The organism is Shinella sp. GW821-FHT10F02, assembly GCF_058809275.1.
Genome location: NZ_JBXASL010000004.1, coordinates 235,162 through 254,481 on the forward strand (window position 1 = coordinate 235,162; position 19,320 = coordinate 254,481).

Annotated in this window: 21 protein-coding genes; 11 read left to right on the top strand and 10 right to left on the bottom strand. The window is 58.2% G+C overall.

The window, feature by feature from the left end; genetic code table 11:
* The first annotated feature begins 39 nt into the window (after positions 1-39).
* Entirely contained in the window at positions 40-1,476 is a 1,437-nt protein-coding gene (locus AC1RWL_RS14285) for a HEAT repeat domain-containing protein (RefSeq protein WP_493158389.1), read from the top strand.
* Between the two features lies 1 nt (position 1,477).
* On the opposite strand, the gene AC1RWL_RS14290 is transcribed toward AC1RWL_RS14285, so the two are convergent.
* Positions 1,478-2,059: a hypothetical protein gene (locus AC1RWL_RS14290; protein WP_493095067.1), complete on the bottom strand. Its 582-nt coding sequence runs from the start codon at positions 2,057-2,059 to the stop codon at positions 1,478-1,480.
* A gap of 519 nt (positions 2,060-2,578) precedes the next feature.
* On the opposite strand from AC1RWL_RS14290, the gene AC1RWL_RS14295 reads away from it, so the two are divergent.
* A complete protein-coding gene (locus AC1RWL_RS14295) occupies positions 2,579-3,304 on the top strand; it encodes a class I SAM-dependent methyltransferase (RefSeq protein ID WP_493095068.1) in 726 nt (241 codons plus the stop codon).
* Positions 3,289-3,885 carry an alpha-ketoglutarate-dependent dioxygenase AlkB gene (locus AC1RWL_RS14300; RefSeq protein WP_493095069.1) on the top strand — a complete coding sequence of 199 codons (597 nt, stop codon included), beginning with the start codon at positions 3,289-3,291 and terminating at the stop codon, positions 3,883-3,885. The genes AC1RWL_RS14295 and AC1RWL_RS14300 overlap by 16 nt, the downstream gene beginning before the upstream one ends.
* A 728-nt stretch (positions 3,886-4,613) precedes the next feature.
* On the opposite strand, the gene AC1RWL_RS14305 is transcribed toward AC1RWL_RS14300, so the two are convergent.
* Entirely contained in the window at positions 4,614-4,832 is a 219-nt protein-coding gene (locus tag AC1RWL_RS14305) for a hypothetical protein (RefSeq protein ID WP_313526810.1), read from the bottom strand.
* Between the two features lie 222 nt (positions 4,833-5,054).
* Here AC1RWL_RS14305 and AC1RWL_RS14310 point away from each other — a divergent pair, with 222 nt between their 5' ends.
* The 5 genes from AC1RWL_RS14310 to AC1RWL_RS14330 all read left to right on the top strand — a co-directional run bounded on the left by AC1RWL_RS14310 (position 5,055) and on the right by AC1RWL_RS14330 (position 9,575).
* Positions 5,055-5,339 carry a BrnT family toxin gene (locus tag AC1RWL_RS14310; RefSeq protein ID WP_493095070.1) on the top strand — a complete coding sequence of 95 codons (285 nt, stop codon included), beginning with the start codon at positions 5,055-5,057 and terminating at the stop codon, positions 5,337-5,339.
* Entirely contained in the window at positions 5,315-5,632 is a 318-nt protein-coding gene (locus AC1RWL_RS14315) for a BrnA antitoxin family protein (protein ID WP_493095071.1), read from the top strand. The genes AC1RWL_RS14310 and AC1RWL_RS14315 overlap by 25 nt, the downstream gene beginning before the upstream one ends.
* Before the next feature lie 568 nt (positions 5,633-6,200).
* A complete protein-coding gene (locus AC1RWL_RS14320) occupies positions 6,201-8,171 on the top strand; it encodes a tail fiber domain-containing protein (RefSeq protein WP_493095072.1) in 1,971 nt (656 codons plus the stop codon).
* Between the two features lie 238 nt (positions 8,172-8,409).
* On the top strand, positions 8,410-9,006 hold the full coding sequence (locus AC1RWL_RS14325; RefSeq protein WP_493095073.1) for an alpha-ketoglutarate-dependent dioxygenase AlkB: 597 nt from the start codon (positions 8,410-8,412) through the stop codon (positions 9,004-9,006).
* A 305-nt stretch (positions 9,007-9,311) separates the two neighbouring features.
* Complete coding sequence (locus AC1RWL_RS14330; protein ID WP_319323828.1) at positions 9,312-9,575, top strand: hypothetical protein; 264 nt, start codon at positions 9,312-9,314, stop codon at positions 9,573-9,575.
* A gap of 5 nt (positions 9,576-9,580) precedes the next feature.
* Here AC1RWL_RS14330 and AC1RWL_RS14335 read toward each other — a convergent pair whose 3' ends face one another.
* A complete protein-coding gene (locus tag AC1RWL_RS14335; RefSeq protein ID WP_493095074.1) occupies positions 9,581-10,483 on the bottom strand; it encodes a LysR family transcriptional regulator in 903 nt (300 codons plus the stop codon).
* 154 nt (positions 10,484-10,637) lie between these two features.
* Here AC1RWL_RS14335 and AC1RWL_RS14340 point away from each other — a divergent pair, with 154 nt between their 5' ends.
* Positions 10,638-10,868, top strand: coding sequence for a hypothetical protein (locus AC1RWL_RS14340; protein WP_493095076.1), 231 nt, complete (start codon positions 10,638-10,640; stop codon positions 10,866-10,868).
* Between the two features lie 78 nt (positions 10,869-10,946).
* Positions 10,947-12,113, top strand: coding sequence for a pyridoxal phosphate-dependent aminotransferase (locus AC1RWL_RS14345; protein ID WP_493095077.1), 1,167 nt, complete (start codon positions 10,947-10,949; stop codon positions 12,111-12,113).
* Positions 12,114-12,116: 3 nt separating this feature from the next.
* On the opposite strand, the gene AC1RWL_RS14350 is transcribed toward AC1RWL_RS14345, so the two are convergent.
* Positions 12,117-12,647, bottom strand: a complete 531-nt coding sequence (locus AC1RWL_RS14350) for an AAA family ATPase (RefSeq protein WP_493095079.1) — start codon at positions 12,645-12,647, stop codon at positions 12,117-12,119.
* Positions 12,648-12,742: 95 nt separating this feature from the next.
* On the opposite strand from AC1RWL_RS14350, the gene galE reads away from it, so the two are divergent.
* Positions 12,743-13,735, top strand: coding sequence for a UDP-glucose 4-epimerase GalE (gene galE, locus AC1RWL_RS14355; protein WP_435266581.1), 993 nt, complete (start codon positions 12,743-12,745; stop codon positions 13,733-13,735).
* Positions 13,736-13,738: 3 nt separating this feature from the next.
* Here galE and AC1RWL_RS14360 read toward each other — a convergent pair whose 3' ends face one another.
* The 6 genes from AC1RWL_RS14360 to AC1RWL_RS14385 form a co-directional block, all read right to left on the bottom strand.
* A complete protein-coding gene (locus AC1RWL_RS14360; RefSeq protein WP_493095080.1) occupies positions 13,739-14,038 on the bottom strand; it encodes a chorismate mutase family protein in 300 nt (99 codons plus the stop codon).
* Positions 14,039-14,362: 324 nt separating this feature from the next.
* Positions 14,363-15,367, bottom strand: coding sequence for a cytochrome d ubiquinol oxidase subunit II (cydB, locus tag AC1RWL_RS14365; RefSeq protein WP_493095081.1), 1,005 nt, complete (start codon positions 15,365-15,367; stop codon positions 14,363-14,365).
* Complete coding sequence (locus AC1RWL_RS14370) at positions 15,357-16,769, bottom strand: cytochrome ubiquinol oxidase subunit I (protein ID WP_435266583.1); 1,413 nt, start codon at positions 16,767-16,769, stop codon at positions 15,357-15,359. Before AC1RWL_RS14370 ends, cydB begins: the two co-directional genes overlap by 11 nt.
* A 224-nt stretch (positions 16,770-16,993) precedes the next feature.
* Positions 16,994-17,257, bottom strand: coding sequence for a hypothetical protein (locus AC1RWL_RS14375; RefSeq protein WP_435266584.1), 264 nt, complete (start codon positions 17,255-17,257; stop codon positions 16,994-16,996).
* Between the two features lie 51 nt (positions 17,258-17,308).
* Entirely contained in the window at positions 17,309-17,566 is a 258-nt protein-coding gene (locus AC1RWL_RS14380; protein WP_435266585.1) for a hypothetical protein, read from the bottom strand.
* Positions 17,567-18,149: 583 nt separating this feature from the next.
* Positions 18,150-19,319 (bottom strand): M20 aminoacylase family protein, encoded by a 1,170-nt coding sequence (locus AC1RWL_RS14385; RefSeq protein WP_493095082.1) that lies wholly within the window; start codon positions 19,317-19,319, stop codon positions 18,150-18,152.
* Position 19,320 lies beyond the last annotated feature (1 nt).

The following is a 19,320-nucleotide window of genomic DNA, read 5'->3' on the forward strand; positions in this document are numbered from 1 at the left end:
TGGGTATCAGACGCTGATATTGACTATTTGAAATATGCGTTGCGGCTAGACAATACGCCGCGCCAAATCAAGAGAGCCCTGCAAGATATCTGCGGACACTATGAGGCAGAAAGAAAGTTTCAAGATGCTACAGAAATCCGACCGCTAATACATAGCCATCTTCACGGTGCAGATGTCTTAGTCCGGAGGTGGTCTCTTAAGGCTCTCGGGTTAATCGGCGATCCCGATGATACGGTGAGAATTGTTGACCGACTTAAGATTGAACAGGATCGCGAAGCTCAAACTTGGGGTACAGCCGCTCTACTGCGTAATGCCCGTGGACGCGGCATCAATGAGATTTGTGCTGAAGCGAAACTAGAAAAAGATACTTCTCTAGTTCTGGCAGCGAGACTTTACGCCCCTGATGCCTGGCTTAAAAACGAGGCCGAAGCCGTAACCGTTTCCGTTGATGCAGATGATTTGACGTTAAAGTGGGCAATTTTTCTTGCTGGTTATAACCGCGCTCCAGAAGACCTCTTTAGCCCTCGCCATCCCAATGAGGTTTTTCTGGGGGAATTGAATAGTCACCAATCGGATGACATCAGAGAGTATTCGGTGTGGGCTTTGTGGGAGCGTCCCGACTACAATGTAACGCATCTAAAAATTGCCGACCACGATGTTCTTCGCCATCCGGAAAGTGTCAGAAAATGGCTTTATCGCCTGATGCTGCAATCGCCGAACTTGAACAGTTTCAGCCCCGATGTCCTGTCCGAACTTAGGCAGGATAAGTCTCCTTCCGCAAGAGAAGGCTTGGCCCGCGGAGTGGTCGATTTAAAGGACAAGCTGTATAATGCTGAGCTTATGGATTGGGCTGCTCAAGAAAAAGATACCATGGTCCAAGAAGTGCTGCTTTGTTCCCTAGCGGCCCGGCAAATTGAAGACGGAGATATCGCCAGCCTAATCAAATCCCGCTTTCAAGCCGCAGGACCAGGAGCTTCGCTGAGAAAGAAGGTCCTTGCGTCCGCAGCCAATACCCACTTATATCCTGAGTTGCGGCAGATCGAGGCGAAAGATGCCTTTGCTACGCAAGGATTGGCGATTTTTGGTGGAGAGCAATTTGCGCTTCTGCCCGGGGGACTTACATTGAACACTGGACCGACATTCAACGTGAATGGCAATCTTTCCGCTCAAAATCTCGTGGCCGGCGACATGATCAATAGCGCACATGGCGCCGTGCAAAAAATGGACACTGCTCTCACTGCAGACAGAGAAATTCTCGAAATGGTTCTAAACTTCGTTGCTAAGCAGAATATGCCCAGCGATGACAGCAAAGAGATTGTCGCAGTAGTCGAGGCGATCGCAGCGGAGCCCTCCACGCCGAATAAAGAGCGCCTTTTGGGACTTCTGAAGGGATTGGCAGATGGAACCAAACTTGCGGGCGCTGCCGTCTCGGAGGCAGGAAAGATTGCCTCCACCGTAGCTGGGTGGATCGGATAGCTTATGCGCGCGCCTGCCAAAGCTGCGTAATCCTGCGCACGGCCAACTGGATTGCCTCCTGATCTGCCGCATAGAAGTCGTCGCTAAGAAGCTCGAACTCTCGAAGTATGCTTGGTATTAAGTTAGCAACAGCATTTCTGAATTCATTGGTTTCGTGGCTGACCTGTATGGGCTCAAAAATCCCGGTCCTTGTTAAATGAGCAACGTAAGATAGCTTCTTACTCATCAACCAACTGGTTTCGTGATACATGGCTCGGTAGGCAGGCGGTAGATCGGGAAGGGAACGGACGTATGCTGCGGCGTCGACAGCGCAGCGATCAAGAATTACAATTCCTGGCGGGGCGTTTCTCTCTCTAAGCATGTGCGCCGCATAGATCGCCGCGACGCCTTCACCGGTAGCCTTATTTCCGACAACGATGCCTTGCTTTCGGATTTGCTCGCCGAGCCCGGCCAATAGTGCTACCGGTGCTCTTGTAATTTTCTCAACTTCAGACCGAAGTCTTTCGCAAAACGTAGACTTCCCGACACCCTGAGCACCAGTTACGGCCACAAGAATTTGCTTATGGTTCGGCTCTGCTGACATAGATAACCCGGAAAACCCCTACCCCATCCCCATCTATCACATTTTCTTTATGTTGATGCAATCACTGATTGGTGTCAGGGAAAACTTAAAAAGAACCATCCTTATAACTACAACGACTAACACGCTTCGAACGAAGATACTGTTCAAATCTCCTAGCACATTTGCAGCACGAGGCGCATTACCATCAATAAATACAAGATGTTATCTGCCGTTTTTCCAATTGAAAATTCGTGACCGCTCCAAAGCCACGGGCTCGATTGCGGTTTTTCCTTACAGGGACGCAGCTGGTTAAAATTTCGTCCACCCGATTAGCTCCGCGGGGATGAAAAATTTTACTCACGATATTTCTCTCAATCAGGCATGAGACGCTAACGAAATTCGCCGTAATAATCTCAACACCTTAACGAAATTGCAATTTCTCCGCAACGCGGAGTGGTTGCGTGGTCGATAAGTTAGCGTCCTCGGCGCCATCTCTCATGACACACTTGTAAAAAATGAGCGGATCATGAGGCAAGTACGATGTCAAAGGGTGAGCATGCTGTTCGAAGGATCGCCGACAATATTGCCTGGCAAAGATTTTGGCTTTCTGCGATCGCGCTAAAACGCGCTCTTGATTTTAAGTCACCCTTCGATTTCAAAGCGGCAGCGAAATCCGGGCCAACACTCCTAGTAGGAGAAGGCAACTTCAGTTTTTCCGTAGCTCTCTCGGGTTTGCTGGGTAGCGCAACATCGAACATGACGGCGACGACCTTTCAGCCAACGAATGAGTATTCAGATATTACGAGACAAAATGCGAGAATTCTGCGGAGCAGAGGCGTCAGCACGATGGCAGGTGTCGATGCCACAAATCTATCCCAATGGTTTGGTCGAAGAAGGTTTGATTTAATTGTTTTTCAGTTCCCGAATGTCGGCAGTCGTGACCCTCGTTACGGGCGAAATCCCAACCATATCCTGGTTCGGCGTTTTCTTAAGAGTGCAGCGGCGCATCTTTCAGGCGAAGGGCAAGTCGCGATTACCGTCGTAAATAGCTCCCACTATGATGGAGCTTTTGACATGGATGGAGCAGCCGAGCGCAATGATTACGCATTGCCTGTTGCCTATCCGTTCCGCTTTTCGGGCTATGCCGGTTACTCGCATGTGAAGACGAAGGACGACGGCGTTGGAGCCGTCGACGAGAGCGACGAATTTGTGACCTACGTGTTTCGGTTAAAGGAGAGGATTGGCCGCAAATGGATCACGCCTTAGATGCGGCGACCCTGCCTCCGGGTGCCATATACATTACCGAATTCCTTTCCCGAGAGGAGGAGAAGACAATCAAAGATCGGCTCGACGCCGGAGAATGGAGCAATACGCTTAAGCGCCGCGTGCGGCATTTTGGCTATCTCTATGACTATAGAGCGCGTGCCGTTACGGCAGGCGCTTATCTAGGTAAGCTACCTGAATGGCTTGAAACGCTTGCAGAACGATTGGTTACGCGCGGATATTTCGTTGATTTACCAGATCAAGTGATCGCGAATGAGTATTTGCCGGGTCAAGGCATAAGCGCCCACGTCGATTGTGTGCCGTGTTTCGATGACACAATCATTTCGATAAGCCTTTTATCGCAATGCGAGATGATTTTTCGGGAACGGTCTAGTTCCAGATCACTTGCTGTGTTGCTCCATCCACGCTCAGGCATATTGCTGAAGGGGGCGAGCCGATATGACTGGACGCACGAAATTCCAGCCCGAAAGTCAGACGTCGTGGACGGTACGAAAGTGAATCGCGGCAGAAGGATATCTCTGACGTTTCGAAAGGTTACCCAGGCTACTGGAAAACCTTTTTAAAGCAGCCCTCAGCTCCTTGCGGTTCGAGGGCTGTTGTCAGCTTAGCCAAACAGTCGCTTAGCCATACGGGGAAACATTTTGCTGGGGGCCGTAAAACGCCCAGTGAGAATTAGCGTTGCTCATCCCACCGAATTTCGAGGCGTCCCCCGAGCGCCCTTACACCTCGATTGATAGCTCTAAAGTTCGGATATTTGCTGCGGTAGCCGCGGGTTTGAAAATATCTTTTCGTTCCGGCTTCCTCGTCGAAGTCGCGCATGGTCCAGCCTATATCATAACAACGGCTTCGACTTTGATCGAGCGAGATAATGCCGGTGATCTTGTAAGGCTTTTTCTTTCGACGATATCCGTAATAGCGGGCGGCTGACTGGATTCTCCGCCAGTCCACCCCGGGGAAAACCTCGCAGATTTCCTCTTTTCTAGCCTCCGGATAGAGTTTCCGTAGTTGCTGTCTCGCTGACCACTGCCAGGACTGCCTGGGAGGCACCAAACCTAATTTTTGGCAACGTGTTTGGATTGCCTTTTTTGACCGTGTATTCAAAATCTGACGTATGGCGAAATAGTCAGGATAGAAAATCCTACAGACCAGGTCCTCTTCTTCCGTCCAGATTTTATGGCCGCTGATCGTAAATCCCGAGCGTAGTATTCTTGATCGCGCGCGTTCGGCCGAGGCCGCGTTTCTCGCTAGATACGCCAAGTCCATAGCTTGATCTCGCACAAACCGGGGACGGCTACAGCTTCTTCACATTCATAACGCGGAAAGAATTGAATGTCCCCGCTTTGTCGGTGAAGATTTCTACAAGCGCTTTAGGCAGGCCATTCAACTCTCTGAGCTTATACGCCAGGTTAGCGAATTCGAGTTTTAGGTGGTCGATTTCTTTCGCTCGAACCTCAACGATGCGCGCTTCGATTTCTGCTTTCTGGCGGAGAAGATCATCCAGTTCAGACATGCACGACACTCCAATACGCTACTCGACTTTGAGCCGCTGCTACTCTTTCTGTGAAATTACCCCGCGTCCGCTTTTATAGGGGAAGAGCCGGAATGATTTCTGACGGAAAGGTTTTTAAGTATGTTTCTTTGCAGTTGTGTGAAGCTATTTAGCAGCGTCGGCTACCACGTTTCCACGCCATATGCGGCTTGATATCCATCATAAATGTAGTTACATTAAATCATGAAAATTGTATGGGATGAACCCAAGCGGCGAGCCAACCTTGAAAAGCATGGTTTCGATTTTGCCGATGTAAGCGACCTTGATTGGGCGAGTGCCGTCATTGAGGACAGCAAGCCAGATGCCTCAGGCGGAAGGCGCTTCAAGGCTATCGGTTATTTTCGGGATGGGACGGCAGCAGTCATTTTCGCGACACTCGGAACGGAAGCTATATCGATCATCAGCTTTCGCCCTGCAAGCGACAGAGAAAGAAGGAGGCTTCCATGGCCACCAAGACCCAAAAATTGAAAACGTTCGAGCCAGGTCACGGTTATACAAAAGAAGACTGGGATGCCGTCGATTTTCCCGAGTTGACCGACGAAGAGCTTGCCAACATGCGCCCGGCGAAAGAGGTGCTGCCGCCTGAGTTTTTTAAAGCTATCGAAGAGCATCGCAGATCGCGTGGCCGCCCATCGCTGGAGCATCCGAAAAAGCAAGTCACCCTCCGGTTGGACGAAGACGTGATTGCTAAGTTTCGAGCGAGCGGCAAAGGCTGGCAGGGCCGGATGAATGAAGCGTTACGAAAAGCTGCAGGTATATAGCCGGCTCGCAAAATTAGCGCATTTCTAGCACATGCACATAGATGAGGCATATAAACCAACGGCTTAGCGGATGTTTCAACCAGTTGAAAATCCGCGTGTCGGTGGTTCAAATCCGCCTCCGGGCACCACTCTAAGCCATTAAAATCATTTGGTCTTCTAAAAGATCTTTGGGCCCGCTTGTGCTGGCAACACGCTAGCCCACGTTTAGCACAGCCCGCAAAATTGCTCTTTCCCTCACACGGTCACGCGTTGGCGCAGTTTTAGCGCGGGCGTGCCTCCGCGCGGAGCACTTAGCGTGTGCCCACTTTCAGCAATAGCGCGGTCGGGGGACCAGATACTGCCAAGCAGTCAATTATGGGATGGGTCTGAAGGATCGTGATTTCCCGATGGAGAGGCAACCAGCACCGCATGAATTCTGTAATCGATGAGAAAATCTTCCAGCGTTTGTCCCCGCCTCGTTCGGCGGCCGTAACATGAGTGAGCGATCAAGCCCCGTCCCGGAGTGATCGGAGAACGGGGCTTTCGCATCCAAGAGCGACGGATTTTCGAACACTGAAGGAAAATCACAATGACAATTCTGTTTTCGACTGAGGCTGACTTTCTGGGAGCATCGATTGCGGGCGGTGAACTGGACGTCCGCACAGCCGGCTATCTTACGCCGGGCGACGGCGGTGGCCACATCAAGAAGCGCATCTCCACGCCTTCTCCGGTCAAGCCGTGGCACAAGCAGAGCACGGACGGTGCGTGGTGGGAGATCGCCGAAAAGGAATTGAATCCGAAGGCGCTCGGCGTGGTGGGTGACTACACCACAAACGACACGTCGGCATTCCAGGCAACTCTTGACTATGCCGCCGCATTCGGCGTCCCTATCGTTCTCGATGCCATCAATATCGGCATTGTCGGAAGTATCGACCTTCCCGAGAAAATTCGTATTCGTGGCGTCGGCGGAGCAAACATCTACACGTGGCTTCCCACCACGGACAAACTCAACGTGCGCCCCGGCTACAAGCACCTTGTTGGTGGTTCCAACATTTGGTTGAAGGGTGCCGCCACAAAGACTTACTCCACGAACAGATCGGACGGCTTCAGTTCCTTCACCTATGGTCTTTCGTACCTGTTCAAGTCGCCGTGCGACATCCGCGGTCTCGGCATCCTGCAGGACATGAACGTCTATAATTCCGGTGGGACGATAACGACGGGCTCGACAGACAGTAGAGCAAATTACAACGTCGGTTTCGTCGTTCGTTCCTACGGCAGCGTCCTCAAGGATTGCCGGATCTTCGGTTATTGGGGAACCGGAAAGGCGTCGTTCGTCCTTCACTCGCAGCAGTCCCTGGAGAATGTCGATAGCGACTATTTCCGTGCTGAAAACTGCGACTTCACCAGCGTTGCCCTGCTCGGCAAGAACAATGGCGTCGACAACGGCTTGACCGGTTCGACATGGGTCAACTGCGGCATGTATTGCGGTGCAGACCATCACACGCCTGCCGATGGTGACTACACGAAGACGGCTATCCTCATAGACGGTGATAACGGCGTGCGGGGTATTCGCGGGCACAAGTGGCTCGGCGGCAATCTCCGCACTCGCTCCAACACCATTATCAAGCTCGACCACTGCGATAACGTCGCCTTCGAATTTTCGGCAACCGAGACCCCGGCCTTGGCCGGTGTTACGGGTGCTGATCAGCAAGGCGTCGTAACTGGAACCAGCAATACCGGCAACGTGAGAATTATCGCACATGCCCTTTCTTCCTCGGCAAGCTGGGGAATGAATGATCTTGCTGCTGATATCACCGGCTCGCTGATTGCAATTGGTGGGGCGAGCGGTCAGGAAATCCTCGTTTCGAGTGATGGCGTGGGAACACGCATCAAGGCCAATTCGGTTGGTGACAGCGTCATCCAGCTAACGCGCGATTTCACGTCAGAAACATCGGATTGGACCATCATTCGCGACGATGATGCCGACGATAAGTTGGAATTCCGGTATGACAACGCAATTGTCGCCTCGGTCACAAAGATCGGTGCTGTGGAGCTTGCAGGGTCATTGATCAAAACGGCCGGGGAACTCGATCTGCGGGCTGCGGTCAGTCAGAATGTCCGTCTTCGGAGTGGCAGTGCCTCGGCGCTTGTCATTCCGACTGGCGGCGTCTACGGCACGACCACCGCTTCGGCAGCTAACGTCAACATCGCGTCAAACAATACTCTGGCGCGGTCCACGTCATCGGCAAAGTACAAGACCGAGATCGAAGACCTGAGCGAGGCGAGCCGGGATCTGATCTCGAAGCTGCGCCCGGTCTGGTATCGCTCGCTCTGCGAAGGCGACAATAAAGACTGGTCGTATTATGGCCTGATCGCTGAAGAGGTTGCAGCGGTTGATCCGCGTCTCGTTCATTGGCGCACGACCGAAACGACGTTCGACAAGGACGGCGAAGAAGTCGTTACCGAACTCGCAACGCCTGTGGCGGAAGGCGTCATGTACGAGCGTATTGTCGTACACCTTATCGCCAAGGTCAACGAACTTGAAGCGCGCCTTGGCTAGCTTGAAGCATTCGAGTAGCCGCAAATAGATTATCCCCGATGATCGAATTGCTTGGCTAGCTGCAGGAACCGCGCCCCGAAAGGGTGCGGTTCCAACGCTCCCTGACCTTATAGATCGCGACTGGGCCGCCGGCATATTTCTGCGTTATCAGCCGCCCATCTGGGCAACGCGGTTTGCTATCGACGCGGGTTATGAACTTGTGGCCTATGTGTTTCGGTTAATGAGAAGGTTGCCGCAGATGGATCGCGTCTTGGACGCGGAGGCTCTGCCTCCAGGCGTCATGTATTTTCCCGACTTCCTTTCCCGTGGAGAGGAGGAGGCGATCAAAGATCGGCTCGATGCAGGCAAATGGAGCAATACACTCAAGCGCCGCGTGCAGCATTTTGGTTATCTTTATGACTATAGGGCGCGGGCCGTTACGGCAGATGCTTACCTGGGCAAGCTGCCCGAATGGCTTGAAATCCTGGCGCAGCGACTGGTCACGCGCGGATATTTCGCTGAACTGCCAGACCAGGTTATTGCGAATGAGTATTTGCCGGGTCAGGGCATCAGCGCCCACGTCGATTGCGTGCCGTGTTTCGATGACACAATCATTTCGATAAGCCTTTTGTCTCAATGCGAGATGATTTTTCGGGAACGGTCTAGCTCCAGATTGCTTGCTGTGCTGCTCCATCCCCGCTCAGGCATATTGCTAAAGGGGGCGGGCCGATATGACTGGACACATGAAATTCCAGCCCGAAAGTCAGATGTCGTGGACGGTGCGAAAGTTGGCCGTGACAGAAGGATATCTCTGACGTTTCGGAAGGTTACTCAGGTTGCCGGGAAGCCTTTTTGAGGTCGCTTAGCCGTATTGGGAAAGCAATTTGCACGTTCGGAAAACGCTATGATACTGTCGATTTTCCCGAGTTGACAGACAAATCACTTGCCAAGTGCCTTTCACATACGAGGGTGGACGAATGGCCTTTGGTCTGCCACAACCGGTTCGGACGCGACTGCCGATAGTTTTAGATCGGGGTCGGGCGACCGATTGACGTCACGTTGCTGCCGCGAGATCACGCTGGCCGTCCTGTTCTGTCGCATTCCCTGATGAGGTGCCAAGGGTGCCTGGTCGGGAGAGGCGCTCTTCGAGGATCTTCTGCCGTGGCCAAACAACCGAAACTGGAACATTCCGAACTCTCCGGGGAATATACCGAAGAGGACATCACCGTGCTCGTCGATATTTACAGGCCGGCCGGCACGCAGAACGACTGGAAGCTGGAGGTCGTCACGCAGAACGAGGACCTGTTTGAATGGGACGAACCATTCGCCACGGATCGTGAGGCCTTCGATGAATTCCTGGCCACCGTGGCGCGGGATGGCATTCGGTCATTCCTGGAAGAGGATGACGTGCCGACGACGCACTAGGCGTTCTACTCCGCCGCTCGCGGAACGACCCGCGCGGCGGGGAACCTCGGCTGGTTTCCGGAAAACAGCGCTTCGTTGCGCTTCAGCAGCGCTGCCAGCCGGTCAAGGGTGGTGCGGACTTCGGGGCGTTGGCGGTCGTCGTCGTTGACGGCGAGCCAGATGGGATGGGTGAGGTCTTCGATGAGCTCGCCTTCCCGCATCAGGGCGGGCATGCTGTCTCCGAGATAGGCGGGCAGCACGCCGCGGCCAGCGCCGCCGGCGATCAGTTTCGGCAGGAGTTCGGGGGCGTTGGTCCAGGTGTGGATCTGGCCTTCGCGATGGCGGAACACCCATTTTTCGACTTCCGACAAGGCGACTTCCGTGCCGATGGAAATCCAGGGCAGGTCGTCACTGGTGCTGGCCGCGACCGCGCGATAGGCGCAATAGGCGACATCGACCGTGCGACGCACCGCGAAATTGCCGCTCTTCGGCGCGGCGGCGAAGAGGGCCACGGTGCCGCGACGGAAGGTCAGGTCGTCCTCCGGCAGCCAGCGTTTGCAGCAGAGACGGAAAGCGTCACCCGCATGGCGGAGCGCTGCTGTGTTTTCCGCGACGAAGCCGGAAAGCCAGATATCGCCGGCGATGGAGACGATCGGCAGGGTGAAGGCGTCGCCGTGCCATTGGGTGATGTCTGCGACGGTCTTGCGCAGCGTCTGGACATGTTCCATCAGGATCTGGCCGTCCGGCGCCAGCCGGTAGCCCTGCTGGCTGCGGATGAACAGAGTGCGGCCCATGGTGCGTTCCAGCGCCAGCATGCGGCGGCCGATCGTCGGCGGGCTGATGCCTGTCAGCATGGAAGCGCCGGCGAGGCCGCCCTCCGCGGCCACATGATAGAAGAGCTTCAGATCGTCCCAGTCGACTTCGTTCACGTTCGTCTCCACGCCATGGGTCGGACTATAGCGGAAAGTCCGCCCGCCTGCATCGAACGCGGCTGAAACGGCCGTTTCATGCTTGCGTCTACGATCCCCCGGCGCACCCGCCTATCTCTCCTGCAACACGAAACAACGTTTTAAGGAGCAGATCATGAGCCCGGAATGGATGATGGCATTCGATACCGCCGCGAGGCGGAATGATGAATGTAATAAGACACTTGCCGATCCGCTGGAGCGGCCGGAATGGCAGGGGCTTGATGCCCTGTCGCGCCTCTTTTCGCGCTTGCTTTCGCGGCGCATGGCGGAACGGCGACACCGGCCGAGGCGGCCTCTCAAATATGCGAGCGCTTCCATCAATGAATTCAATGGGAGCGTCAGATAAACTGGCGTGAACCGGCGTACGAAACCGGCTAGAGCTTGTCCGCCCCTGCGCGGGCGAGATCTTGCCGGAGTGATTTGCATGACCCTTATCGAAAGCCTCAGCCCGCGATCGCTTCAGGCGCCGGAAAGCGGGATCGTCGAGGTGGTGAATTATGCGCGCGGGCGCGAGGGGCTGATCCCGCTGTGGGTCGGCGAAGGAGATTTGCCGACGCCGGAGTTCATTTCCCGCGCCGCCTCCGATGCTCTGTTGCGCGGCGAGACCTTTTATACCTGGCAGCGGGGCATTCCGGAATTGCGCTCGGCGCTTTCGCGTTATTATGCCCGTCGCTTCGGCGCGGCGCTGCCGGCGGAGCATTTTTATGTCGTCGGATCCGGCATGCAGGCGATCAAGCTTGCCATCGAGGCGCTCGTTTCGCCGGGCGACGATGTCGTCTATCTCACACCGGCCTGGCCGAATTTCGCAGCGGCGGCGGAGCTTTCCGGTGCCAATCCCATCGCCGTAACGCTCGATTTCGCCGGCGGGCGATGGCAGGTGGATCTCGACCGGGTGGAAGCGGCGATCACGCCGAAGACACGCGTGCTCTTCGTCAACACGCCCTCCAACCCGACCGGCTGGACGGCGACGCGCGAAGACCTTGCCAACCTGCTGGCGATCGCGCGGCGGCATGACCTCTGGATCATGGCCGATGAGATCTATGCGCTTTATCACTATGCGGGCGGGCGGGCGCCGTCTTTCCTTGATGTGATGGCAGAGGGCGACCGGGTCGTCTTCGTCAATTCCTTCTCGAAGAACTGGTCGATGACGGGCTGGCGTGTCGGCTGGATCGTCGCGCCGCCGGAAATCGGCCAGGTGCTGGAAAACCTCATTCAATATTCCACCTCCGGCGTGCCGCAGTTCCTGCAGCAGGGTGCGATCGTGGCGCTCGACGAGGGCGATGCCTTCGTGCAGGGGAATATCGACAAGGCGGCGAAGAACCGCGACGTCTTCTGCGATGCGCTGATCGCCACCAACCGGGTGGAAACGCTGAAGCCGGATGGGGCGCTTTATGCGTTCCTGACGATCGACGGTGTCACGGATTCGCGGCTCACGGCGCTCGACATCGTCGATCGCACCAATGTGGGCCTGGCGCCGGGAACGGCCTTCGGCCCCGGCGGCGAGCTCTTCATGCGCGCCTGCTTCCTGCGTGATCCGAAGGACGTGGCGGAAGCTGCCGACCGTCTCGCCCGCTATATCGCGGCGCGCTGACCATTAGGACAGATGGCGGAGCACGAAATCGGCGCGCTCGGCGACCGTCACTTTCGGCAGGATGATTGCCTCGTAGCCGAGCGCCGGATAGACGTCTTTGAGGCGATCATATTCGGCGAGTGCGGCGTCGAGGCCGTGTCGGCGTTCGGGGTCGCCGGCATAGATTTCCGGCCATGGCGGGGTGAGGAAAACCAGCCGGTTGTAGCGATGTTCAGCCGCGAGCGCGGCCAGAACGGGTTCGCGGCTATGCACCTCGAGCGCCGATGCGGCATCGATCAGGCCGCGGTCGAAAAAGACGAGGCCGGGGTGGTCTTGCATTGCCTCTCTATCAGCGAGCGCCATGTCGATTGCACGGTGAGCGAAGGCCGCAAGGTCCTGCCACGGCAAGGCGCTGCCGCCGGTTGCCAATTCCTGCTGCACGATGCGGCGGCCGGGTTCTTCGACGACGGCATGGCCGCGCTGGCGGAGCGCTTCGAGCAGGGTGGATTTTCCGCCGCCGGAGCAGCCGGAGAGCACGATGAAACGGTCGGACATTTCGTCTATCCTTTGAAGCGAGGGGCGTGCGCGGGGTTGCGTCCTGCCGGTGTGCGGGGTGATATGCCTGCCATTCGGACGATTCGGAGGTTGGCATGGCGGTTCTGGTTACGGGTGGCGCGGGTTATATCGGCAGCCACATGGTCTGGGCGCTCGTCGATGCCGGGGAAGAGGTCGTCGTGCTCGACCGGCTTTCCACCGGCTTCCGCTGGGCCGTGGCGCCGGAAGCGCGGTTCTACGAGGGCGATATCGCCGATCCCGCCGTGCTTTCGACGATCTTTGCGGAAAACAGCATCGATGCGATCATCCATTTCGCGGGGTCGATCATCGTGCCGGAATCGGTCGCCGATCCCCTCTCCTATTACGAGAACAACACGGTCAAGTCACGAGCGCTGATCGCGGCCGCCGTCGCGGCCAAGGTGCCGCATTTCGTGTTCTCCTCCACCGCTGCCGTCTACGGCACGCCGGATGGAACCGAGCCAGTGCTGGAAAGCGCTGCCCTTCGGCCGGAATCGCCCTATGGCTCCTCGAAGCTGATGACCGAGATCATGCTGCGCGATACTGCCGCCGCGCATGACTTCACCTATACGGCGCTGCGCTATTTCAACGTCGCGGGCGCCGATCCGCGCGGGCGCACCGGCCAGTCGACGGCGGGCGCCACGCATCTCATCAAGGTCGCCAGCGAAGCCGCACTCGGCAAGCGCAACGGCATGGACGTCTACGGCACGGACTATCCGACGCCGGACGGCACCTGCGTGCGCGACTATATTCATGTCACCGACCTTGCCAATGCGCATCTCAAGGCCTTGCAGCGCATGCGGGCCGGCGGCGGCTCGATCGTCGCCAATTGCGGTTATGGCCGGGGCTTTTCCGTGCTGGAGGTGCTGGAACAGGTGAAGGCGGTGTCCGGCGTGGAATTCCCGGTGCGTTTTGCCGCCCGCCGGCCGGGCGATGCGGTGCTCATCGTCGCCAATCCGTCAGTCGCCATGCAGGAACTCGACTGGAAGCCCGAGCATGACAACCTCGCCTTCATCGTGCGCACGGCGCTCGATTGGGAGGATCACCTCGGCAAGCGCAACCAGCTCTGAGGCTTATTCCTCGCCGAGCAGTTTCTTTTCGTGCTCGATGGCGTGCTGGATGAGCTCAGCCCAGATCCCTTCGTAGAAATCACCATCCAGGCCGTGATCCGTCGCGTTGCGGTGGGCGTTGTCGCGCACTTCCTTCACGCGTTCCGGCACGTCCGCAGGGATGCCGAGGCCGACCTTGATCTCGGCCGCGCGGTTGATGAAGCTCCAGCGTTCGGCGAAGAGCGCCATCAGCGCCTGGTCGACCCGGTCGATGTTTTCTCGGATGTCCGTCATCGTCGTGCAGTCTGCCGCGGTCTTCGCCATGCCGGTCTCCTTCATGGGCAACCGGATAGCAGAGGAATGTTTGGGGGGGAAGGTATCTCTCTGTCGCGAGACACTAGGCCACATGCAGGCCCGGGGGTTAAGCGAAAGGAGGGTGCGGTCCTGTCTTCCACTTGCGGGCCTGCATGCTGGCCGAGGCGGAACCTAGGCATATAAGCTGGCGCGAAGCTGGCTATTTTAACGTAACGTTAGGTTACGTGCCGATGGCGAGCTTGATGGCGAAACCGAGGATGGTGACCGCCAGCACACCGCCCGCCCAGAGCCCCACGAACCATAGAAGTTTTCGCGCGGTGGAGTTCTCCGTCATCAGTGATAGCCCTCCTCCGGATCGACCTTGCCGCGAAAGACCCAGTAGGCATAGGCCGTGTAGCCGAGGATCATCGGCACCAGCACGACCGCGCCGACGAGCAGGAAGGCAAGACTTTCATGCGGGGCGGCGGCCTCCCAGATCGTCAGCGAGGCAGGCACGATATAGGGATAGAAGCTGATGCCGATGCCGGCAAAGCCGAGCACGAAGAGGCCGAGTGCGGCGAGGAACGGCCGGGAATCATGCTCCGTGCGCAGGCCGTGGATCAGCAGCGCGAAGCAGCCGAGCACGAGCAGCGGCACCAGCAGGCTGAAGATGACGGTCGGAAAGCCGAACCAGCGTTCGAAGTAGAGCGGTTCGAGGAAGGGTGTCCACAGGCTGACGATGCCCATGGCCAGAAGCATGCCGATGCCTGCCCTCAGCGCATAGCGCCGCGCGCGTTCGGCAAGCGGGCCGCTCGTCTTCATCACCAGCCAGGTGGCGCCGAGCAGCGCATAGCCGATCAAGAGTGCGAAGCCGGTCGCGATGGAGAACGGCGTCAGCCAGTCCCACCAGCCACCGGTATAGGCGCGGTCGGCGACCGGAATGCCCTGCACGAGGGCGCCCAGCGCCACGCCTTGCGAGAAGGCAGCGACCATCGAGCCGCCGGCAAAGGCGATGTCCCAGAGGAATTCGCCGCGCTTCGTGCGCCAGCGGTATTCGAAGGCGACGCCGCGGAAGATGAGGCCGAGCAGCATCAGCATGAGCGGCATGTAGAGCGCCGGCAGGATCGTCGCATAGGCGAGCGGGAAGACGGCCATCAGCCCGCCGCCGCCGAGCACCAGCCAGGTCTCGTTGCCGTCCCAGACGGGGGCGACCGAGTTCATCATCACGTCGCGGTCGTGTTTTTCCTTGAAGAAGGGAAAGAGGATGCCGACGCCGAGATCGAAGCCGTCGAGGATGACATAGGCGAGCACCGCAAAGGCGATGATGGCCGCCCAGATGAAGGGAAGGTCAAGCGCCATGGTGGTGGCTCCCGGTTTTGGTGGCGATGGCGGGCGTGATGCCGGCGGTGCGAAGCGGGCCGTCCTGCAGATCCGGCATGGGATCGCGCGGCAGGCGGCCCATCAGGCGCAGGATGTAGAAAGTGCCGGCGCCGAAGACGAGGAAATAGACCACGATGAAAGCGATGAGCGAGGTCGCGACGGCGGGCGCATCGATCGGCGCTACCGAATTGGCGGTCAGCAGGTGGCCGTAGACCGTATAGGGCTGGCGGCCGACCTCCGTCGTCACCCAGCCGGCAAGCACGGCGACGAAGCCGGCAGGCCCCATCAGGACGGCGGCGCGGTGCAGCCAGCGGTTCTCGCCGAGCGTGCCCCGCCACCGACACCACAGCGACCAGAGCCCGATGCTCAGCATGGCGAAGCCGATGCCGACCATGATGCGGAACGCCCAGAAGACAATGCCGACCGGCGGATGCAGCTCCTTCGGCACGGAATCGAGGCCGGCAAGCGGGGCGTTCAGTTCATGTTTCAGGATGAGGCTCGAAAGCTTCGGGATCTCGATGGCGTAATCGACGCGCTGCTCGGCCGAGTTCGGAATGCCGAACAGGATGAGCGGCGCGCCATCCGGATGGCTCTGGTAGTGCCCCTCCATCGCCATCACCTTGACCGGCTGGTGCTCCAGCGTGTTGAGACCGTGCATGTCGCCGGCAAAGATCTGGATGGGCGCGACGATCGCCGCCATCCACATGGCCATGGAGAACATCTTTTTCGCGCGCTTCGGTGCGTCGCCGCGCAAGAGGTGGTAGGCGCCGACGCCGCCGACCACGAAGGCGGTCGTGAGATAGGCGGCGAGAACCATGTGCACCAGCCGGTAGGGGAAGGACGGGTTGAAGATCACCGCCCACCAGTCGACCGGAACGAATTGGCCGACATCGTTGACCGCAAAGCCCGCCGGCGTCTGCATCCAGGAATTGGCGGCGAGGATCCAGGTGGCCGAAATCAGCGTGCCGACGGCGACCATGAGGGTGGCGAAGAAATGCAGTTTCGGGCCGACGCGGTTCAAGCCGAACAACATGACGCCGAGGAAGCCCGCCTCCAGGAAGAAGGCCGTCAGCACCTCGTAGCCCATCAGCGGCCCGATGACCGGCCCGGCCTTGTCGGAGAAGACGCTCCAGTTCGTGCCGAACTGGTAGGACATGACGATGCCCGAGACGACGCCCATGCCGAAGGCGAGCGCAAAGATCGTCTTCCAGAAATTGAACAGGGCGAAATAGACCTCGTCCTTCGTCCAGAGCCACAGGCCTTCCAGCACGGCGAGGTAGCTCGCAAGGCCGATCGAGAAGGCCGGGAAGACGATGTGGAACGACACCGTGAAGGCGAACTGGAACCGGGCGAGCAGCGTTGCGTCCAGCGATTCGAACATGGACCGCGTCCTTTCATGAGGCTGCCGCAGGTGACTGCACGTTGCGGCTGCATGAAAGAATGCGGCGCAAAACAGGCAAAGGTCAATTCGGCGGCGCGGCCCACGTTGCCGCACCGCGACAATCGCCCGCGTGCGGCATTTCGGCCGCCGCCGGGCTTAAACGCGAGAAGCTCCCGGTTCGCACCGGGAGCTTCGAGAGTGGAATGACGAAAGGGCTTTGCCGCTTAGCGATCGGCCAGCGTGGAGCTGTCGAGGCCCGGATAATAGTCGCCATCGGCGGGGCCGACGCGCTTCGCGCGGACGTCCTGCCTGGTATATTCCGAATAGGCGCGCGGGTTGCTCTGGCGCTTTTCCTCGATCATCCGGTCCTGCTTCGCGCTGGGCCAGATGCCGTCGTAGTAGCTGCCGCCGGCCAGTGCGGCGGAACCGCCGAAGAGCGTGGCGGCCACCAGCGTGGTGGTAAAGGCTAGGTTGAGGGTCTTGGTCATTGTCATGGTCCTGGTTCAGTCCTGGGAGGAGTATTGGGTAGAAATGCCGGGTCAGCGGTCGTTGCGGTCGACGCCGCGGTAATAGTCGCCGTTGGCCGGGCCGATGTTTTCCGTGCTCCGGGTGCTGGTCACCGCATGGCCGTTGCGAATGCTCTGCGTGGTGAAGCGGTCGATCTTCTGGCTTTGGGTCGGCTCGCGGGAAACACCCGAATAGTAGTCGCCGTCACCGCCGGCGAACGCTGCGGTGCCGCCAAAGACGGAGGCGGCGACAAGGGCGGCGACAAAGGTCGTGTTAAGGGTCTTGGTCATTGTGGTGGTCCTTCTCTATGCGCTTTTGATATGTCTCTGTTTCAAAACTGGCGGGTGAATTTCACCGCGGCCGCGTGACATCGCGCGCTGGTGGCGGGGTCGGTGCGGAGCGCTTTTCTGGGGCGTCCAGGGCGGTCTTTCGGTCGGCACGCTTCGACATCGTCGTTTCCCATCAGTCCTTCCGGGAGCGTTATGTCGCTCTCGTGAAATAAAGATGGTCCCTCAAATTGAAGGATGGAAGGGTCTCAAATTGGAAACAGGTGTCAACGTTTATTGAACGATGAAAACCGGGCTCGCGGAGCACAACCGAAGGCGCATGAAAACAAACAAACCGTCCGGATGGACGGTTTGTTTGCAAAACTGGCACGCCAGCAATGTTCTGATTTCAAATGGGAAATCTTAACGCTCTTCGCACGATCGAAGGTCGTGCGCGGTAAAGGTGCAGCGAGACGCGGCGCCGTTAACGATTGTGGCGGTAAAAATGCCCCGTGCCGATTTCAAGGGCTTCACGAATGTGTGACGCCCTAAAAATCGGCAGAAAGACCCGCTTTGGCGGGCCTTAATTGTGTTCGAATTGCGGCGATCAGCCGGCCCGAAGGTAGTGCTCGGCAAGCTCCGTCCAGAAGGCGGCACCGACCGGCAGCAGGTCGTCGTTGAAATTGTAACCGGGGTGATGGAGCGACTTGTCGTTCTCGCCGCCCTTGCCGCCGAGGAAGAAATAGGTGCCCGGCCGTTCCTTCAGCATATAGGCGAAATCCTCGCTGCCCATGAAGGGCCGCTCAAGGTCGACGACCTTGTCGGCGCCGGCAAAGCGGGTGGCGAGCTGGCGCACCAGGTCCGTCTCGGCCGTGTGGTTGACCGTCGCATCATAGAAGCGCTGGTAATCCACCGTCGCCGTCATGCCGTAGCTTTCGGCCTGGCGCTCGGCGATGAGGCGGATGCGGCGCTCAAGCTCGTCGCGCACCGCGGGGTCGAAGGAGCGGATGCCGACGACGATTTCGGCGCGGCTCGGGATGATGTTGCTGGCAGAGCCCGAATGGAAGGAGCCGACCGTTACGACCGTCGGATCGAGCGGGTGGATGTTGCGCGAGACGATGGTCTGGAGCGCCATGACGATGGAGGCGCCGCCGACGATCGGGTCCAGCGTCTCCTGCGGTTCCGCGCCGTGACCGCCCACGCCGTTCACCGTGATGCGCGCCTCGTCGACCGCCGCCATGATCGGGCCGTCGCGCAGCGCGAACTGGCCGAAGGGCAGGCCCGGCTCGTTATGCAGCGCGAAGACGGCGTCGCAGGGGAATTTGTCGAACAGCCCCTCCTCCACCATGATCTTCGCTCCGCCGAAATTCTCCTCCGCCGGCTGGAAGATCAGGTGCACGGTGCCGTCGAAATTGCGCCGTTCGGCGATCGCCTTCGCCGCGCCGAGCAGCATGGTCGTGTGGCCGTCATGGCCGCAGGCATGCATTTTTCCCGGCGTCTTGCTGGCATAGGGAAGGCCGGTCTCCTCGAAGATCGGCAGGGCATCGATATCGGCGCGGATGCCGATCGACTTGCGGCTGGTGCCATTCACCAGCGTCGCGACCAGGCCGGTCTTGGCGAGGCCGCGCGTGACCTTGTAGCCGTAGCTTTCCAGATGGCGCGCGATGACATCGGAGGTGCGCACCTCCTCCAGGCCCAGTTCCGGGTGCTCGTGCAGGTCGCGGCGGATCGCCACCATTTCGGGCATGGAATTTTGCAGCGTCGTATGGATCGTCATT

Bases quoted from the DNA above. Each gene is read 5' to 3' on its own strand.
- AC1RWL_RS14290 (WP_493095067.1), bottom strand. From the start codon at position 2,059: ATGTCAGCAGAGCCGAACCATAAGCAAATTCTTGTGGCCGTAACTGGT.
- AC1RWL_RS14295 (WP_493095068.1), top strand. From the start codon at position 2,579: ATGTCAAAGGGTGAGCATGCTGTTCGAAGGATCGCCGACAATATTGCC.
- AC1RWL_RS14300 (WP_493095069.1), top strand. From the start codon at position 3,289: ATGGATCACGCCTTAGATGCGGCGACCCTGCCTCCGGGTGCCATATAC.
- AC1RWL_RS14305 (WP_313526810.1), bottom strand. From the start codon at position 4,832: ATGTCTGAACTGGATGATCTTCTCCGCCAGAAAGCAGAAATCGAAGCG.
- AC1RWL_RS14310 (WP_493095070.1), top strand. From the start codon at position 5,055: ATGAAAATTGTATGGGATGAACCCAAGCGGCGAGCCAACCTTGAAAAG.
- AC1RWL_RS14315 (WP_493095071.1), top strand. From the start codon at position 5,315: ATGGCCACCAAGACCCAAAAATTGAAAACGTTCGAGCCAGGTCACGGT.
- AC1RWL_RS14320 (WP_493095072.1), top strand. From the start codon at position 6,201: ATGACAATTCTGTTTTCGACTGAGGCTGACTTTCTGGGAGCATCGATT.
- AC1RWL_RS14325 (WP_493095073.1), top strand. From the start codon at position 8,410: ATGGATCGCGTCTTGGACGCGGAGGCTCTGCCTCCAGGCGTCATGTAT.
- AC1RWL_RS14340 (WP_493095076.1), top strand. From the start codon at position 10,638: ATGAGCCCGGAATGGATGATGGCATTCGATACCGCCGCGAGGCGGAAT.
- AC1RWL_RS14345 (WP_493095077.1), top strand. From the start codon at position 10,947: ATGACCCTTATCGAAAGCCTCAGCCCGCGATCGCTTCAGGCGCCGGAA.
- AC1RWL_RS14350 (WP_493095079.1), bottom strand. From the start codon at position 12,647: ATGTCCGACCGTTTCATCGTGCTCTCCGGCTGCTCCGGCGGCGGAAAA.
- galE (WP_435266581.1), top strand. From the start codon at position 12,743: ATGGCGGTTCTGGTTACGGGTGGCGCGGGTTATATCGGCAGCCACATG.
- AC1RWL_RS14360 (WP_493095080.1), bottom strand. From the start codon at position 14,038: ATGGCGAAGACCGCGGCAGACTGCACGACGATGACGGACATCCGAGAA.
- cydB (WP_493095081.1), bottom strand. From the start codon at position 15,367: ATGGCGCTTGACCTTCCCTTCATCTGGGCGGCCATCATCGCCTTTGCG.
- AC1RWL_RS14370 (WP_435266583.1), bottom strand. From the start codon at position 16,769: ATGTTCGAATCGCTGGACGCAACGCTGCTCGCCCGGTTCCAGTTCGCC.
- AC1RWL_RS14375 (WP_435266584.1), bottom strand. From the start codon at position 17,257: ATGACCAAGACCCTCAACCTAGCCTTTACCACCACGCTGGTGGCCGCC.
- AC1RWL_RS14380 (WP_435266585.1), bottom strand. From the start codon at position 17,566: ATGACCAAGACCCTTAACACGACCTTTGTCGCCGCCCTTGTCGCCGCC.
- AC1RWL_RS14385 (WP_493095082.1), bottom strand. From the start codon at position 19,319: ATGACGATCCATACGACGCTGCAAAATTCCATGCCCGAAATGGTGGCG.